The 17,764-nt window shown below is 64.2% G+C and carries 15 protein-coding genes; 14 read left to right on the forward strand and 1 reads right to left on the reverse strand.

The annotated features are described in order from the left end of the window. Positions 1–3 precede the first annotated feature (3 nt). The 3 genes from E8E78_RS24790 to E8E78_RS24800 all read left to right on the forward strand — a co-directional run bounded on the left by E8E78_RS24790 (position 4) and on the right by E8E78_RS24800 (position 1,651). Entirely contained in the window at positions 4–600 is a 597-nt protein-coding gene (locus E8E78_RS24790; protein WP_016502011.1) for a DUF924 family protein, read from the forward strand. Between the two features lie 227 nt (positions 601–827). Beyond that, entirely contained in the window at positions 828–1,082 is a 255-nt protein-coding gene (gene bamE / locus E8E78_RS24795; protein ID WP_003249234.1) for an outer membrane protein assembly factor BamE, read from the forward strand. Beyond that, positions 1,079–1,651, forward strand: coding sequence for a lipocalin family protein (locus tag E8E78_RS24800; protein ID WP_016502010.1), 573 nt, complete (start codon positions 1,079–1,081; stop codon positions 1,649–1,651). The genes bamE and E8E78_RS24800 overlap by 4 nt, the downstream gene beginning before the upstream one ends. Before the next feature lie 116 nt (positions 1,652–1,767). On the opposite strand, the gene E8E78_RS24805 is transcribed toward E8E78_RS24800, so the two are convergent. After that, entirely contained in the window at positions 1,768–3,132 is a 1,365-nt protein-coding gene (locus tag E8E78_RS24805) for a formimidoylglutamate deiminase (RefSeq protein ID WP_049275026.1), read from the reverse strand. Between the two features lie 144 nt (positions 3,133–3,276). Between E8E78_RS24805 and hutC the strand changes: the two genes are divergently transcribed. The 11 genes from hutC (at position 3,277) to mdoH (ending at position 17,728) form a co-directional block, all read left to right on the forward strand. After that, positions 3,277–3,987 carry a histidine utilization repressor gene (gene hutC, locus E8E78_RS24810; RefSeq protein WP_169725194.1) on the forward strand — a complete coding sequence of 237 codons (711 nt, stop codon included), beginning with the start codon at positions 3,277–3,279 and terminating at the stop codon, positions 3,985–3,987. Beyond that, on the forward strand, positions 3,984–4,556 hold the full coding sequence (locus tag E8E78_RS24815) for a HutD family protein (RefSeq protein ID WP_049275027.1): 573 nt from the start codon (positions 3,984–3,986) through the stop codon (positions 4,554–4,556). The genes hutC and E8E78_RS24815 overlap by 4 nt, the downstream gene beginning before the upstream one ends. A 214-nt stretch (positions 4,557–4,770) precedes the next feature. Continuing rightward, the gene (hutU, locus tag E8E78_RS24820; RefSeq protein ID WP_016502006.1) at positions 4,771–6,444 is read left to right on the forward strand and encodes a urocanate hydratase; all 1,674 of its coding nucleotides are present in this window, start codon (positions 4,771–4,773) and stop codon (positions 6,442–6,444) included. A gap of 108 nt (positions 6,445–6,552) precedes the next feature. Further along, positions 6,553–8,085, forward strand: coding sequence for a histidine ammonia-lyase (gene hutH / locus E8E78_RS24825; RefSeq protein ID WP_016502005.1), 1,533 nt, complete (start codon positions 6,553–6,555; stop codon positions 8,083–8,085). Positions 8,086–8,236: 151 nt separating this feature from the next. Then, positions 8,237–9,640: an amino acid permease gene (locus tag E8E78_RS24830; protein ID WP_049275028.1), complete on the forward strand. Its 1,404-nt coding sequence runs from the start codon at positions 8,237–8,239 to the stop codon at positions 9,638–9,640. A 15-nt stretch (positions 9,641–9,655) separates the two neighbouring features. Then, positions 9,656–10,861: an imidazolonepropionase gene (gene hutI / locus E8E78_RS24835; protein WP_049275029.1), complete on the forward strand. Its 1,206-nt coding sequence runs from the start codon at positions 9,656–9,658 to the stop codon at positions 10,859–10,861. Between the two features lie 10 nt (positions 10,862–10,871). Next, positions 10,872–11,675, forward strand: coding sequence for an N-formylglutamate deformylase (gene hutG, locus E8E78_RS24840; RefSeq protein WP_049275030.1), 804 nt, complete (start codon positions 10,872–10,874; stop codon positions 11,673–11,675). Positions 11,676–11,753: 78 nt separating this feature from the next. Beyond that, positions 11,754–12,725: a prolyl aminopeptidase gene (gene pip / locus E8E78_RS24845; protein WP_016489576.1), complete on the forward strand. Its 972-nt coding sequence runs from the start codon at positions 11,754–11,756 to the stop codon at positions 12,723–12,725. Next, entirely contained in the window at positions 12,722–13,159 is a 438-nt protein-coding gene (dtd, locus tag E8E78_RS24850) for a D-aminoacyl-tRNA deacylase (RefSeq protein WP_049275031.1), read from the forward strand. Before pip ends, dtd begins: the two co-directional genes overlap by 4 nt. A gap of 263 nt (positions 13,160–13,422) precedes the next feature. After that, a complete protein-coding gene (locus E8E78_RS24855) occupies positions 13,423–15,162 on the forward strand; it encodes a glucan biosynthesis protein G (protein ID WP_202916033.1) in 1,740 nt (579 codons plus the stop codon). Continuing rightward, on the forward strand, positions 15,155–17,728 hold the full coding sequence (mdoH, locus tag E8E78_RS24860) for a glucans biosynthesis glucosyltransferase MdoH (RefSeq protein WP_049275032.1): 2,574 nt from the start codon (positions 15,155–15,157) through the stop codon (positions 17,726–17,728). Before E8E78_RS24855 ends, mdoH begins: the two co-directional genes overlap by 8 nt. Positions 17,729–17,764: the final 36 nt, after the last annotated feature.

Raw genomic sequence — 17,764 nt, forward strand, 5'->3', positions numbered from 1 at the left:
GTCATGCTCGCACCTTGGCAGCCGTTGCTGGAATGGTGGTTCGGTTGGGGCACCAGTGCCCAGGCCGTGGCTGACGAGAAGAGCACGCTGTGGTTCGGCAAGCATCACGATGCCGATGCCCATGCGCTGTTTGGCGACCTGGTCGAGCACGCCCTGGCGGGTGGGCTCGAAGAGTGGCAGCAAAGCCCGCAGGGCTGGCTGGGCCTGCTGATCTTGCTGGACCAGCTGCCGCGCATGCTCTATCGCGACACACCGCGCGCCTTCGAAGGCGACCGGCGTGCCCAGGTGGTCGCCATGCAGGGCCTGCAGAAGGGCTGGGACTACCAGCTGCTGCCGATCCAGCGTGTGTTCGTGCTGCTGGTGCTGGAGCATGCCGAGGTGCTGGACTGGCAGAACCTCTGTGTCGAGCGTTATCAGTTGTTGCTGGACGAGCAGCCCGAAGCCAGCCGGCGGCTGTTCGAAGGCTTCCTTGACTATGCCGAGCAGCACCAGCGGGTGATTGCCCGGTTTGGGCGCTTCCCGCACCGCAACCTGGTGCTGGAGCGGCCGAGCACCAGCGAAGAGATGGACTTTTTGCTGGAGCCCGGGTCCAGATTCTGAAGCCCACGGGGCCTGCTGCGCAGGCCGTCGCGACACGAGGCCGCACCTGAAAGGGTGCGGCCTTTTTATTTGCGCGTGATTAATGCTTTGTGATTAATCGCACAGTAATGGCCATCCGACCAATGGTGTAGGTGCAAAGGGGGTAGGGCAGGGAACCTGGGAGGGATTTTCCCGTCGAAGGTCACTGCAGGCCACTCGCCTGTTTCCCCTCTTCAGGAGTGTCCTTCATGTCGTTGCGTTCCCTCGCCCTGTTGTCGCTGTGCGTCGTCCTGACTGCCTGCAGCAAGATCAATCAGGAAAACTATTCCAAGATCAAGGCCGGTATGAACAAGGCCGAGGTCGAGCAGTTGCTCGGTACGCCGACCGAGTGCTCTGGCGCGCTGGGCATGAGCAGCTGCACCTGGGGGGACGAGAAGAGCTTCATCAGCGTGCAGTACGCGGCTGACAAGGTGCTGATGTATTCAGGGCAGGGCCTCAAATGAGGCGTCTGTACCTGCTGATGGGGGTATGCCTGGCGTTGCTGCTGGGTGGTTGCGCGGGCTCCGTACACGACCCGCTGGCGCCGAAGACCGCTGGCAACGTCGACCTCAAGCGCTACCAGGGCAAATGGTTCGAACTGGCGCGCCTGCCCATGCGCTACCAGACCGGCTGCGAGCAGTCCGAGGCGCACTACAACCTCAAGCCTGATGGCACGTTTGGTGTGCTCAACCGCTGCCGCACCATCGGTGATGAGTGGCTGCGTGCCGAGGGGCACGCAAGCATCCAGGAGCCCGGGCACACCGATAAACTGTGGGTAGAGTTTGATAACTGGTTTACCAAGCTGGTGCCTGGCGTGGCTCGGGGCGAATACTGGATTCTGTACGTGGACGATCGCTACCGCACGGCAGTGGTCGGCAGCCCGGACCGCAAGTACTTATGGATACTGTCACGCACGCCGACGCTGCCGGCCTGGGAGCGCGAGCACCTGCTGGCCAAGGCACGCCAGCAGGGGTATGACACCAGCCGGCTGATCTGGCGGGCGTCCGATCAGCAAATCGTAAAAATGCACTGATTTTTGGGGCCGCTTTGCGGCCCTTTCGCGGCACAAGGCCGCTCCTACAGGGATACGCGTTCCCCTGTAGGAGCGGCCTTGTGCCGCGAAAGGGCTGCAAAGCAGCCCCAATACGCTCAGCCCAAGAGCTGCCGCAGCACCCCGGCAAACGCCCCCGCGCTTTCCTCTTCCTGGGCATGCCGCCCCTGGCGCACCACCCATTGCCCGTTCACCATCACATCGCGCACTTGGCGATCCCCGCCAGCAAACAGCCAGCGGTTGAGAATGGCATCGCCATCCGCCAGGGCGATGTAGGGGTCTTGTCCATCCAGTACCAGCCAGTCGGCGCGCTTGCCCACAGCCAGTTCCCCGACCGCTTCCCCCAGTGCCTGTGCACCGCCCGCGAGCGCAGCGTCGTACAGCGTGCGCCCGACCATCGGCTGATCGCCGCGGTACAAGCGGTTGCGTCGCTGGTCGCGCAGCCGCTGGCCATATTCCAGCCAGCGCAGTTCTTCCACCACGCTCAGCGACACATGGCTGTCCGAGCCAATACCCATACGCCCGCCCTGGGCCAGGAAGTCCACCGCCGGGAAAATCCCGTCGCCCAGGTTGGCCTCGGTGGTCAGGCACAACCCGGCCACCGCGCCACTGCGGGCCATGGCGGTGACTTCATCCGGCTCGGCATGGGTGGCATGCACCAGGCACCAGTGACGGTCCACCTCTACATGCTCGTACAACCATTGCAGCGGGCGCAGGCCGCTCCACGCCATGCAGTCGTCCACTTCCTTCTGCTGCTCGGCAATATGGATATGCACCGGGCATTGCTTGCCGCTGGCCGCCAGCACTTCGGCAATCTGCCCAGGCGTCACCGCACGCAGCGAGTGGAAGCACAGGCCCAGATGCTGAGCGGGTTGCGCGGCCAGTAACGGGGCCAGTTGCGTTTGCAGTTGCAGGTACTGTTCGGTGGAGTTGATGAAGCGCCGCTGCCCGTCGTTCGGTGCCTGCCCGCCAAACCCGGCGTAGCTGTACAACACCGGCAACAAGGTCAGGCCAATGCCACTCTCGGCAGCGGCCGCGCTGATGCGGCGGGACAGCTCGGCCGGGTCGGCGTAGGCCTTGCCTGCCTGGTCGTGATGCACGTAATGGAATTCGGCTACCGAGGTGTAGCCGGCCTTGAGCATCTCGATATACAGCTGGCGGGCGATGACCTGCAGCTGCTCCGGGGTGATCTGCCCGACCAGGCGGTACATCAGGTCGCGCCAGGTCCAGAAGCTGTCGTTGGGGTTGCCGGCGACTTCCGCCAAACCCGCCATGGCGCGCTGGAAGGCATGCGAGTGCAGGTTGGGCATGCCGGGTAGCAACGGGCCGGCCAGGCGCTCGGCGCCTTCGGCCGAGGCGCCCGGCTCGATGCGGGTCACATGGCCATCGCTGGCGACCTCGATACGGACATGGCTGGCCCAGCCCGTAGGCAGCAGAGCGCGTTCGGCGAAGTAGGCGGACATCGGTCAAATCCTGTTATTGTTAACTTGTATATACATATACAGGCGTTTGCCTGCCGGGTAAACTGCGGCAAGCTACCGTTCATTCCCTATGCACAAGGATCCAACGCCGTGCCGACACCTCCTGTCTCCGCGCTGGTTGCCCAGATGGGCGAGGGCCCGGCGCCGCTGTATGCCCGGGTCAAACAGATGATCATCCAGCAGATCGACAACGGCAGCTGGCCGCCGCATCACCGGGTCCCCTCGGAAAGTGAACTGGTCAACGAGCTAGGCTTCAGTCGCATGACCATCAACCGTGCCCTGCGCGAACTCACGGCCGACGGCCTGCTGGTGCGCATGCAGGGGGTCGGCACGTTCGTAGCCGAGCCAAAGGGCCGTTCGGCGTTGTTCGAAGTCAACAACATTGCCGATGAAATTGCCGCGCGCGGCCATCAGCATAGCTGCCAGGTGATCACGCTCACCGAGGAAGCAGCCGGTTCCGAACGTGCCCTGGCCCTGGACATGCGTGAAGGCCAGCGGGTGTTCCACTCGCTGATCGTGCATTTCGAGAACGGCGTGCCGGTGCAGATCGAGGACCGCTACGTCAACGCCGCGATCGCACCCGACTACCTCAAGCAGGATTTCACCCGGCAGACGCCATATGCCTACCTGTCCCAGGTAGCGCCGCTGACCGAGGGTGAGCACGTGGTCGAAGCCATCCTGGCCGAGCCGGAAGAATGCCGCCTGCTGCAGATCGAGCGGGGCGAACCTTGCCTGCTGATCCGCCGTCGTACCTGGTCCGGCCGCCAGCCGGTAACCGCGGCGCGGCTGATCCACCCCGGTTCCCGTCATCGCCTGGAAGGACGTTTCAGCAAATGAGCCAGCTGCAGTTGTTGCGCGCACAGGATTACCCGCGCATGCCGTGGAAGAACGGTGGCGGTTTCACCGAAGAGATCACCCGCGACAGTGGAGAGGGCCTGGACGGCTTTGGCTGGCGCCTGTCGATTGCCGATATCGAAGAGTCTGGCGGCTTTTCCACCTTCGCCGGTTACCAGCGGATCATCACCGTGCTGCAGGGCGATGGCATGCGCCTGTTGGTCGATGGCCAGCCCAGTCGGCCGTTGCTGCCATTCGATGCCTTTGCCTTCAGCGGCGAAAGCCAGGTCAGCTGCAAGCTGCTGGGTGGGGCGATCCGCGATTTCAACCTGATCTATGCACCGCAACGGTACCGGGCCCGGTTGCAGTGGTTCGATGGGACAAGCCGCTTGTACAGCTCGGCGTCGACGGTGCTGTTGTTTGCTGCCAGCAGCCACGTGGAAGTGTCCATGGCGGGGCGTGAGGTGCAGCGGTTGGGGTTGTATGACTGCCTGCGGCTGGAGGGCAACGATGAGTTGCTTGGGCTGGAGGTTCAGGGAAGGTGCTGCCTGATTGAGCTGGTTGGGCGCTGAGGGTTCGGCTGTAGATTTTATGCGCCTGTGAGATCGAGCGCCGCCGCAAAACTCAATCCGGACCGACGCTCGCTTCACCCCCCCAAAAAAAAATCAAAGCAGGAACAACAGGTCCGAATATTTTGGTTGTCCATGCTTGTACATACAAGTAAAGGTGTGTTTGTATATTGACCACGACATACCCGCCCGCGGACGACCGCAGAGGACCTTTCCCGTGACCGACAACAACAAATACCGTGACGTTGAAATCCGTGCCCCACGTGGCAACAAGCTGACCGCCAAAAGCTGGCTGACCGAAGCGCCACTGCGCATGCTGATGAACAACCTCGACCCACAGGTTGCGGAAAACCCGAAAGAACTGGTGGTGTACGGCGGTATCGGCCGCGCCGCCCGCAACTGGGAATGCTACGACAAGATCGTCGAAACCCTGACCCGCCTGGAAGACGACGAAACCCTGCTGGTGCAGTCGGGCAAGCCGGTCGGCGTGTTCAAGACCCACAGCAATGCCCCGCGCGTGCTGATTGCCAACTCCAACCTGGTGCCGCACTGGGCCAACTGGGAACACTTCAACGAACTGGACGCCAAAGGCCTGGCCATGTACGGCCAGATGACCGCCGGCAGCTGGATCTACATCGGCAGCCAGGGCATCGTCCAGGGCACTTATGAAACCTTCGTCGAAGCCGGTCGCCAGCACTACGGCGGCAGCCTGAAAGGCAAGTGGGTACTCACCGCAGGCCTCGGCGGCATGGGCGGCGCCCAGCCACTGGCTGCTACCCTGGCTGGCGCCTGCTCCCTGAACATCGAATGCCAGCAGAGCCGCATCGACTTCCGTCTGGAAACCCGCTACGTCGACGAGCAGGCCACCGACCTCGACGACGCTCTGGTGCGCATCGCCAAATACACCGCCGAAGGCAAGGCCATCTCCATCGCTCTGCACGGCAACGCTGCCGAAATCCTGCCAGAGCTGGTCAAGCGTGGCGTGCGCCCGGACATGGTCACCGACCAGACCAGCGCCCACGACCCGCTCAACGGCTACCTGCCTGCCGGCTGGACCTGGGAGCAGTACCGCGACCGCGCGCAGACCGAACCGGCTGCAGTGGTCAAGGCCGCCAAGCAGTCGATGGCCGTGCACGTGCAGGCCATGCTGGACTTCCAGAAGCAGGGCGTCCCGACCTTCGACTATGGCAACAACATCCGCCAGATGGCCAAGGAAGAGGGCGTGGCCAATGCCTTCGACTTCCCGGGCTTCGTCCCTGCCTATATCCGTCCGCTGTTCTGCCGTGGCGTAGGCCCGTTCCGCTGGGCGGCGCTGTCTGGCGAGGCCGAGGACATCTACAAGACCGACGCCAAGGTCAAGGAACTGATCCCCGACGACGCCCACCTGCACCGCTGGCTGGACATGGCCCGCGAGCGCATCAGCTTCCAGGGCCTGCCAGCACGTATCTGCTGGGTTGGCCTGGGCCTGCGCGCCAAGCTGGGCCTGGCCTTCAACGAAATGGTCCGCAGCGGCGAGCTGTCGGCACCGGTCGTGATCGGCCGTGACCACCTGGACTCGGGTTCGGTCTCAAGCCCCAACCGCGAAACCGAAGCCATGCGTGACGGCTCGGACGCTGTGTCCGACTGGCCGCTGCTCAACGCCCTGCTGAACACCGCAGGCGGCGCTACCTGGGTGTCGCTGCACCATGGTGGTGGCGTGGGCATGGGCTTCTCTCAGCACTCGGGCATGGTCATCGTCTGCGACGGCACCGATGAAGCCGCCGAGCGCATCGCCCGTGTACTGACCAACGACCCAGGGACTGGCGTCATGCGCCACGCCGATGCCGGTTATGACATCGCCATCGACTGCGCCAAGGAGCAGGGCCTGGACCTGCCGATGATCACTGGCTGATTGCCACGCTTTGGATCGCACCCCGCCAGGGGTGATACTGAACAACAAGAAGGAGCGCGCAGGCACCCACGAACGGGCCTGCGGCTCCACGCGATTTGGAGTAGTAACGTGACCGAACTCACCCTCAAGCCCGGCACCCTGACCCTGGCCCAGCTGCGCGCGATCCATGCCGCGCCCGTGCGCCTGCAACTGGATGCCAGCGCCGCGCCGGCCATCGATGCCAGCGTCGCCTGTGTCGAGCAGATCATTGCCGAAGACCGCACTGCCTACGGCATCAACACCGGTTTCGGCCTGCTGGCCTCGACCCGCATCGCCAGCCACGACCTGGAAAACCTGCAGCGCTCGCTGGTGCTGTCCCACGCCGCTGGCATTGGCGCGCCGTTGGATGACGACCTGGTGCGGTTGATCATGGTGCTGAAAATCAACAGCCTCAGCCGTGGCTTCTCCGGCATTCGCCGCAAAGTCATCGATGCGCTGATCGCCCTGGTCAACGCCGAAGTCTACCCGCACATCCCGCTGAAAGGCTCGGTGGGTGCTTCCGGCGACCTGGCGCCGCTGGCGCACATGTCGCTGGTGCTGCTGGGCGAAGGCAAAGCCCGCTACAAGGGCCAGTGGCTGTCGGCCACCGAAGCCCTGGCGGTTGCCGGCCTCGAACCGCTGACCCTGGCTGCCAAAGAGGGCCTGGCCCTGCTCAACGGCACCCAGGCGTCCACCGCCTATGCCCTGCGTGGCCTGTTCTATGCCGAAGACCTGTACGCTGCGGCTATCGCCTGCGGCGGCCTGAGCGTCGAAGCCGTACTGGGCTCGCGTTCGCCGTTCGATGCGCGTATTCACGAAGCGCGTGGCCAGCGCGGCCAGATCGACACTGCCGCGTGTTTCCGCGACCTGCTGGGCGATTCCAGCGAAGTGTCGCTGTCGCACAAGAACTGCGACAAGGTCCAGGACCCGTACTCGCTGCGCTGCCAGCCGCAGGTCATGGGCGCGTGCCTGACCCAGCTGCGTCAGGCTGCCGAGGTGCTGGGCATCGAAGCCAACGCGGTGTCGGACAACCCGCTGGTGTTCGCTGCCGAGGGTGACGTGATTTCCGGTGGCAACTTCCACGCAGAACCGGTGGCCATGGCCGCCGACAACCTGGCCCTGGCCATCGCCGAAATCGGTTCGCTCAGCGAGCGCCGCATCTCGCTGATGATGGACAAGCACATGTCCCAGCTGCCGCCGTTCCTGGTGGAAAACGGTGGGGTCAACTCCGGCTTCATGATCGCCCAGGTCACCGCTGCCGCCCTGGCCAGCGAGAACAAGGCCCTGTCGCACCCGCACAGCGTCGACAGCCTGCCGACCTCGGCCAACCAGGAAGACCACGTATCGATGGCCCCGGCTGCCGGCAAGCGCCTGTGGGAAATGGCCGAAAACACCCGTGGCGTGCTGGCCATCGAATGGCTGGGCGCATGCCAGGGCCTGGACCTGCGCAAAGGCCTGAAGACTTCGGCCAAGCTGGAGAAAGCACGCCAGGCGCTGCGCAGCGAAGTGGCGCACTACGACCGTGACCGTTTCTTCGCGCCGGACATCGAAAAGGCTGTGGAACTGTTGGCCAAGGGTAGTTTGACCGGTTTGCTGCCGGCAGGTGTGCTGCCAAGCCTGTAATGCCCCCTGGGGCCGCTGTGCGGCCCATTCGCAGCACAAGGCTGCTCCTGCAAAAGCGACGCGCTCCCTTGTAGGAGCAGCCTTGTGCTGCGAAAGGGCTGCATGCCAGCCCCCTGATCTCACGACCACAAAAACAATTTAAGGACGTGACATGCAACAAGCTCAAGGTCTCAAGCGCGGGCTAAATGCCCGCCACATCCGTTTCATGGCCCTCGGTTCTGCCATCGGAACCGGGCTGTTCTACGGCTCCGCCTCAGCCATCCAGATGGCCGGCCCGGCCGTGCTGCTGGCTTACCTGATCGGCGGCGCCGCTGTGTTCATGGTCATGCGCGCCCTCGGCGAAATGGCCGTGCACAACCCGGTGGCCGGCTCCTTCGGCCACTACGCCAGTACCTACCTCGGCCCCATGGCCGGCTTCATCCTCGGCTGGACCTACGCCTTCGAGATGGTCATTGTCGCCATCGCCGACGTCACCGCCTTCGGTATCTACATGGGCTTCTGGTTCCCGGAAGTGGCCCGCTGGATCTGGGTGCTGGGCATCGTCTTCCTGATCGGCGGCCTTAACCTGTGCAACGTCAAGGTGTTCGGCGAGATGGAGTTCTGGCTGTCGCTGCTCAAGGTTGGCGCCATCGTCGCGATGATCCTGGCCGGCCTCGGCATCATGGCCTTCGGTTTCAGCCAGGTGGGTACCGGGCATACCGTCGGTGTGAGCAACCTGTTCGACCATGGCGGCTTCATGCCCAATGGCGTGGGCGGGCTGATCGCCTCCTTTGCCGTGGTGATGTTCGCCTTCGGCGGTATCGAGATCATTGGCGTGACTGCCGGTGAAGCCAAGGACCCGCAGCGGGTCATCCCCAAGGCAATCAACGCCGTGCCCCTGCGCATCCTGCTGTTCTATGTGCTCACCCTGTTCGTGCTGATGTGCCTGTACCCGTGGCCGCAGATCGGCAGCGAAGGTAGCCCGTTCGTGCAGATTTTCAGCAACCTGGGGATTGGCTCTGCCGCCGCAGTGCTGAACGTGGTGGTGATTTCCGCTGCGATCTCGGCCATCAACAGTGACATCTTCGGTGCTGGCCGCATGATGTATGGCCTGGCCCATCAAGGCCATGCGCCACGCAGTTTCGGCAAGCTGTCGAAACACGGTGTGCCATGGATGACCGTGGTGGTGATGGGCGCCGCGCTGCTGATCGGCGTGCTGCTCAACTACCTGATCCCTGAGAACGTGTTCCTGCTGATCGCTTCGATCGCCACCTTCGCCACCGTGTGGGTGTGGTTGATGATCCTGCTCACCCAAGTGGCCATGCGCCGCAGCATGAGCCGTGAAGAAGTGGCCCAGCTCAAGTTCCCGGTACCGTTCTGGCCATACGGCCCGGCCATGGCCATTGCGTTCATGGTCTTCATCTTTGGCGTGCTCGGCTACTTCCCGGATACCCAGGCGGCATTGATCGTCGGCGTGATATGGGTGGTGTTCCTGGTGGCGTCCTACCTGCTGTGGTGCAAGCCGCGCGCAGGGCAGGGCCAGCCCGTAGCAGAGCCTGTCGAGCTGCACCGCTAGCAAAGGAGATTGTGCATGAGAACCGTCTGGCAGCATTGCCATGTGGCAACCATGGCCGAGGGCCGTTACTCGGCCATCGAAGACGCGGCCATCGTCACCTGCGCCGGGCTGATCGAATGGATCGGCCCACGCGCCGAGCTGGCGCCGGTCGACGCTGACCGCACGGTGGACCTGGGCGGCGCCTGGGTCACCCCCGGGCTGATCGATTGCCACACCCACGCCGTGTTCGGTGGCAACCGCAGTGGCGAGTTCGAGCAGCGCCTGCAAGGCGTCAGCTACGCCGAAATCGCCGCACAGGGCGGCGGTATCGCCAGTACCGTGCGGGCCACCCGCGCGGCCAGCGAGGACGAGTTGTTCGCCAGTGCCCGCCAGCGGGTGCAGGCGCTGATGCGCGATGGCGTGACCACCCTGGAGGTCAAGTCGGGCTACGGCCTGGACCTGGCCAACGAGCGCAAGATGCTGCGCGTGGCCCGGCGCCTTGCCGACGAGCTGCCGCTGGCGGTGCGCGCCACCTGCCTGGCCGCGCACGCCCTGCCGCCGGAGTACGCCGGCCGGGCCGACGACTACATCGCGCACATCTGTGACGAGATGCTGCCGGCCCTGGCCGCCGAAGGCCTGGTGGATGCGGTGGATGCCTTCTGCGAACACCTGGCGTTCTCCCCGGCCCAGGTGGAGCGGCTGTTCATCAAGGCGCGTGAGCTGGGCCTGCCGGTCAAGCTGCACGCCGAACAGCTGTCGTCGCTGCATGGCTCGAGCCTGGCGGCCCGCTACCAGGCGCTGTCGGCCGACCACCTGGAGTTCATGACCGAGGAAGACGCCATTGCCATGGCCGCAGCCGGCACGGTCGCCGTGCTGCTACCGGGCGCCTTCTATTTCTTGCGTGAAACCCAGCTGCCACCGATGGATGCATTGCGCCGCCACGGGGTGAAGATTGCCCTGGCCAGCGACCTCAACCCCGGCACCTCGCCAGGGCTGTCGCTGCGGCTGATGCTGAACATGGGCTGCACGTGTTTCCGCATGACGCCGGAAGAAGCCTTGGCCGGCGTCACCGTGCATGCCGCCACGGCGTTGGGCCTGGGCGACAGCCACGGCTCGCTGGAAGTGGGCAAGGTAGCCGACTTCGTCGCCTGGCAAATCGAACGCCCCGCCGACCTGGCCTACTGGCTGGGTGGCGACCTGCCCAAGCGCGTGGTGCGCAAGGGCCACGAAATCTCCAACTGAGCGAGGCACGATGGACAAGGTTCTGAGTTTTCACCAAGGCCGCCTGCCGCTGCTGATCAGCATGCCCCACGCCGGCCTGCGCCTGAGCGACGCCGTGCGTGATGGCCTGGTCGATGAGGCGCGCAGCTTGCCGGACACCGACTGGCACATCCCGCAGCTGTACGACTTTGCCCGCGACCTGGGCGCCAGCGTGGTAGCCGCAGAGTACTCGCGTTTCGTCATCGACCTGAACCGCCCGGATGACGACAAGCCACTGTACGCCGGCGCCACCACTGGCCTGTATCCGGCCACGTTGTTCGAAGGCGAGCCGCTGTTCAAGGAGGGGTTGGCGCCGTCTGGCGAAGAACGCAAACGCTACCTGGAACAGATCTGGCGCCCGTATCACAACACCCTCCGTCGCGAACTGGACCGGTTGCGCGAGCAGTTTGGCTATGCCCTGTTGTGGGATGCCCACTCGATCCGCTCGCGCATCCCGCACCTGTTCGATGGCAAGTTGCCGGACTTCAACCTGGGTACCTTCAATGGCGCCAGCTGCGATCCGGTGCTGGCCGAGCGGTTGCAGGGCGTGTGCGCCGAAGCGACAGGTTACAGTCATGTGTTGAATGGTCGGTTCAAAGGCGGACACATCACCCGGCACTATGGTGACCCCGCGAAGCATATCCATGCGGTGCAGCTGGAGTTGGCGCAAAGCACGTACATGGAGGAAACCGAGCCGTTTACCTACCGGGAAGACCTGGCGCAACCGACGCAGGTGGTTCTGAAGCAGCTTTTGCAAGCGCTGCTGGCTTGGGGGGCAGAACGATACCAGCGTTGAGTGGAAGAGGCGGTGCTCAAAGCGCAATTCAGGTTTATGATGCCCAACGGCAGTCAATATCCTCACACGGAGTGCGCAATGCAGACCCTCTACCCGCAGATCAAACCCTACGCCCGGCACGATCTGGCCGTGGAAGCGCCGCATGTGCTGTATGTCGATGAAAGCGGCTCGCCGGAAGGTCTGCCCGTGGTATTCATCCACGGTGGCCCGGGTGCTGGCTGCGACGCCCAGAGCCGTTGCTACTTTGACCCCAACCTGTACCGCATCATCACCTTCGACCAGCGCGGCTGTGGCCGCTCCACGCCCCATGCGAGCCTGGAGAACAACACCACCTGGCACCTGGTCGAGGACCTGGAGCGCATCCGCGAGCACCTGGGCATCGACAAATGGGTGCTGTTCGGCGGCTCGTGGGGTTCGACCCTGGCCCTGGCCTACGCCCAGACCCACCCCGAGCGTGTGCATGGGCTGATCCTGCGGGGCATCTTCCTGTGCCGGCCGCAGGAGATCGAGTGGTTCTACCAGGAGGGCGCCAGCCGCCTGTTCCCCGACTACTGGCAGGACTACATCGCGCCGATTCCGCCGGAAGAACGCGGCGACCTGGTCAAGGCCTTCCACAAGCGCCTCACCGGTAACGATCAGATTGCCCAGATGCACGCCGCCAAGGCGTGGTCTACCTGGGAGGGCCGTACCGCCACCCTGCGCCCGAACCCGCTGGTGGTCGACCGCTTCTCCGAGCCGCAGCGGGCGCTGTCGATCGCCCGGATCGAGTGCCACTACTTCATGAACAACGCCTTCCTCGAACCGGACCAGTTGATCCGCGACCTGCCGAAGATCGCCCACCTGCCAGCGGTGATCGTGCACGGTCGCTATGACGTGATCTGTCCGCTGGACAACGCCTGGGCCCTGCACCAGGCCTGGCCGAACAGCGAACTGAAGGTGATCCGCGACGCCGGCCACGCCGCGTCCGAGCCGGGCATCACCGATGCCCTGGTGCGGGCAGCCGACCAGATGGCCCGGCGCCTGCTCGACCTGCCCCTGGAAGAAGCATGAGGGGTTTGCTGCAGCGCGTGCGCGGTGCGCGGGTTGAAGTGGCGGGGCAGGTGGTTGGCGCCATCGACCAGGGTTTGCTGGTGCTGGTGGCCGTCGAGCCTGAAGATTCCCGCGAGCAGGCCGATAAGCTGTTGCACAAGCTGCTGAACTACCGTGTATTCAGCGATGAGCAGGGCAAGATGAACCTGTCGCTCAAGGATGTCGGGGGTGGTTTGTTGCTGGTGTCGCAGTTCACCTTGGCGGCGGACACCCGCAACGGCATGCGTCCGAGCTTCTCGACGGCAGCGCCGCCGGCCCTCGGGGCTGAATTGTTCGACTATCTTTTGCAGCAAGCGAAGCGCCAGCATGCCGACGTGGCGAGCGGGCAATTCGGGGCAGACATGCAGGTGCATCTGGTCAATGATGGCCCCGTAACATTTATGTTACAAATATGAGGTCAAAAAACCCTTTGTTTACAGGAAAACAAGGGGTTTTGTACGATAAATAGTTGTTCCAGCCTGATGCGTTGTCACGCGACCTGCTGGATAATCGCGCGCTGCATGGACCTGCGTTCGCAGGTTCGTTTCACTCTGACTCGAGCATTGTCTGGATCCGTTTGGGGAATCATTACGCCCTCACGGGGTCCGAACAGTGCTCGCCAACCCGGCATTTGTCGCTGGCCGTTGGTTTCATGATCTGTTTTCGGCGAGGGTTGCTCGTGATTGTTAGTCCCCAAAAAGCATCAAGAATCCCCGGCATCCGGCTACGCAAGGCCCTGATGGCCAGTGTGGCAGTGGTCGGCCTGATGAGCGCGGGCCAGCTGTGGGCATTCAATCTTGACGATGTTGCAGCCAAGGCAAAGGATCTGGCCGGCCAGAAGTACGATGCACCAAAAAGCAACCTGCCGGCCGTGTTCCGTGACATGAAGTTCGCGGACTACCAGAAGATCCATTTCCTGCAGGAAAAGGCCGAGTGGGCCAAGGACAAGACCCCGTTCAAGCTGTCGTTCTACCACCAGGGCATGCACTTCGACACCCCGGTGAAAATCAACGAGGTCACCGCATCCAAGGTCGAGGAAATCAAGTACGACCCGAGCCGCTTCGAGTTCGGTGACGTGCCACACGACCCGGAAACCACCAAGAACCTGGGTTATGCCGGTTTCCGCGTGCTGTACCCGATCAACAAGGCTGACAAGCAAGACGAGATCATGACCTTGCTGGGCGCCAGCTACTTCCGCGTGGTCGGCAAGGGCCATGTGTATGGCCTGTCGGCCCGTGGCCTGGCCATTGACACTGCGCTGCCGTCGGGCGAGGAATTCCCGCGCTTCACCGAGTTCTGGGTCGAGAAGCCCAAGCCGGCCGACAAGCACCTGGTGATCTACGCCCTGCTGGATTCGCCGCGCTCCACCGGCGCCTACAAGCTGACCCTGCGCCCGGGCAACGACACCGTGGTCGACGTGCAGTCCCGCGTGTTCCTGCGTGACCAGGTCAGCCGCCTGGGCATTGCCCCGCTGACCAGCATGTTCCTGTTCGGCCCCAACCAGCCGTCCAAGGTCCTCAACTACCGTCCGGCCCTGCACGACTCCGAAGGCCTGTCGATCCACGCCGGCAATGGCGAGTGGCTGTGGCGCCCGCTGAACAACCCGAAACACCTGGCCGTGAGCAACTTCAGCGTCGAGAACCCGCGTGGTTTCGGCCTGATGCAGCGCCAGCGTGCCTTCAGCGATTATGAAGACCTCGACGACAACTACCAGAAGCGCCCAAGCGCCTGGATCGAGCCGAAGGGTGACTGGGGCAAGGGCACCGTCGACCTGGTCGAAATCCCGACTGCGGACGAGACCAACGACAACATCGTGGCCTTCTGGAGCCCGGAGAAACTGCCGGAGGCAGGCAAGCCGATCGAGTACGCCTACCGCCTGCACTGGACCATCGACGAGGCGAAATTCCAGGCGCCTGAGCTGGGCTCGGTCAAGCAGACCCTGCGCTCCACCGGTGACGTCAAGCAGTCCAACCTGATCCGCCAGCCAGACGGCAGCGTGGCCTTCCTGGTCGACTTCGCCGGCCCGGCCCTGGCCGCATTGCCGGAAGACGCCGCAGTGCGCAGCCAGATCAGCGTTGACGACAACGCCGAGGTGGTCGAGAACAATCTGCGCTATAACCCTGAGACCAAGGGCTGGCGCCTGACCCTGCGCCTGAAGGTCAAGGAAGCCAACAAATCCACCGGAATGCGTGCCGCGCTGGTGCGTGATGTGCCGGTCGAGCCCGCCAAGCCTGCCCAGGACGCCAAGCAGGACAAGGCCGCAGCCAAGCATGCCAAGGCCGAGAAAGCCGCCAAGGCTGAGCAACCTGCCAAGGCCGAACAACCTGCCGCCGATGCGGCGCCCACCAACGGGACCCCGGCCACCACCGAGAAGGTGCTGACCGAGACCTGGAGCTATCAGTTGCCTGCCGATGAGTAACTCAAACGCAAGGCCAGTATCGCTTGGCGAGTACCTGGCTCACCTGCCACTGAGTGACGAGCAACGGGCGGAACTCGCCAGTTGCTCGTCGTTCAGTGAGCTGCACCAACGCCTGGCGGCCGACCCGGCCGCCAGCCCCACCGAGGCCGTGCAGGCCTCGGTAGGCCCGCGCCTCACCGTGGGCAGCGCTGCCGAACTGGAAGACGCCGAAATGCTCGGCGTCGACGGCAGCGGCCGCCTGTGCCTGAAGATCGCTCCACCGATCAAGCGCACCAAAGTTGTGCCTGAGCCTTGGCGCACCAACGTGCTGATCCGCATGTGGAGGCGCATGACCGGCCGCCCCAACGCGCCGCAGCCACCCAAGCGCGAGCTGCCGCCGGCACGCTGGCGCACGGTTGGCTCGATCCGCCGTTATATCCTGCTGACCCTGATGATCGGCCAGACCATCGTCGCCGGTTGGTACATGAAGGGCATCCTGCCGTACCAGGGCTGGTCGTTCGTCGACCTTGACGAAGTCCTCAGCCAGCCGCTGTGGGATACCGTGGTGCAGGTGTGGCCGTATGCCTTGCAAACCTCCATCCTGGTCCTCTTCGGCATCCTGTTCTGCTGGGTGTCGGCGGGCTTCTGGACCGCACTGATGGGCTTCCTCGAGCTGCTCACCGGTCGCGACAAATACAAGATTTCGGGCAGCAGCGCCGGCAACGAGCCAATTGCACCCGAGGCGCGTACCGCGCTGGTGATGCCGATCTGCAACGAAGACGTGCCGCGCGTGTTTGCCGGCCTGCGCGCAACGTTCGAGTCGGTGGCCGCCAGCGGCAACCTCGACCGTTTCGACTTCTTCGTGCTCAGCGACACCAACGACACCGACATCGCCGTGGCCGAACAACAAGCCTGGCTGGACGTGTGCCGTGAAACCAAAGGCTTCGGGCGCATCTTCTACCGCCGCCGTCGGCGCCGGGTGAAGCGCAAGAGCGGCAACCTCGACGATTTCTGCCGTCGCTGGGGTGGCGAGTACAAGTACATGGTCGTGCTCGACGCCGACAGCGTCATGAGCGGCGAGTGCCTGAGCAGCCTGGTGCGCCTGATGGAGGCCAACCCGGACGCCGGCATCATCCAGACCGGGCCGAAAGCCTCGGGCATGGACACCCTCTATGCACGCATGCAGCAGTTTGCCACCCGCGTGTACGGCCCACTGTTCACCGCTGGCCTGCACTTCTGGCAGCTGGGCGAGTCGCACTATTGGGGCCACAACGCGATCATCCGCATGAAGCCGTTCATCGAGCACTGCGCCCTGGCGCCGTTGCCGGGCAAGGGCGCGTTCGCCGGTGCAATCCTTTCCCACGACTTCGTCGAAGCCGCGCTGATGCGCCGTGCCGGCTGGGGCGTGTGGATCGCCTACGACTTGCCGGGCAGCTACGAAGAGCTGCCGCCCAACCTGCTCGACGAGCTCAAGCGCGACCGCCGCTGGTGCCACGGCAACTTGATGAACTTCCGCCTGTTCCTGGTCAAGGGCATGCACCCGGTACACCGTGCGGTGTTCCTTACCGGGGTTATGTCGTACCTGTCGGCGCCGCTGTGGTTCCTGTTCCTGGTGCTGTCGACCGCGTTGCTGGCGACCAACACCCTGATGGAGCCGCAGTACTTCATCGAACCGTACCAGCTCTACCCGCTATGGCCGCAGTGGCACCCGGAGAAGGCCGTGGCGCTGTTCTCCACTACCATCGTGTTGCTGTTCCTGCCCAAGCTGCTGAGCATCATCCTGATCTGGGCCAAGGGCGCTGTCGAGTTTGGCGGACGGGTCAAGGTCACCCTGTCGATGCTGATGGAGATGCTGTTCTCCATGCTGCTGGCACCGGTGCGCATGATCTTCCACACCCGCTTCGTGCTGGCCGCGTTCCTCGGCTGGGCTGCGACCTGGAACTCGCCGCAGCGTGACGACGACTCCACGCCGTGGGGCGAGGCTATGCGTCGCCACGGCCCGCAAACCTTGCTGGGTATTGCCTGGGCTGGGTTGGTGGCCTGGCTGAACCCGGCCTTCCTGTGGTGGCTGGCGCCAATCGTTGGCTCGCTGATGCTGTCGATCCCGGTTTCGGTGATCTCCAGCCGCACCCGCCTGGGCCTGGCCGCCAAGGACGAGAAGCTGTTCCTCATCCCCGAGGAATACGCCACCCCGCAAGAGCTGCTGGCTACCGACCAGTACACCCACGAAAACCGCTGGCATGCCCTGCATGACGGCTTCGTGCGGGCTGTGGTCGACCCACGGCAGAACGCCCTGGCTTGCGCCATGGCCACTGCCCGTCATGGCCAGGCGGCGCCGATTGAAGCGCTGCGTGCCGAGCGCGTGGCCAAGGCCATGGAAGTCGGGCCTCAAGGGCTGGACCTCAACACCCGCCTGGCCCTGCTCAGCGACCCGGTGGCGCTGTCCCGCCTGCACGAGCAGGTGTGGGCAGAGCACAACGCGGCGTGGATCGATGTGTGGCGCGCTTCTATCAAGAACGACCCGCACTCGCCGCTGTTGCCGCTGCACCCCGAGAACGAAGGCCAACCGGCACTCGTCGGCGCCTGATCGGCCTGGGGCCGCTTTGCGGCCCATTCGCCGGCA

Origin of the sequence: Pseudomonas sp. BN505, from assembly GCF_029873175.1 — a bacterium.
GTDB lineage: Bacteria > Pseudomonadota > Gammaproteobacteria > Pseudomonadales > Pseudomonadaceae > Aquipseudomonas > Aquipseudomonas putida.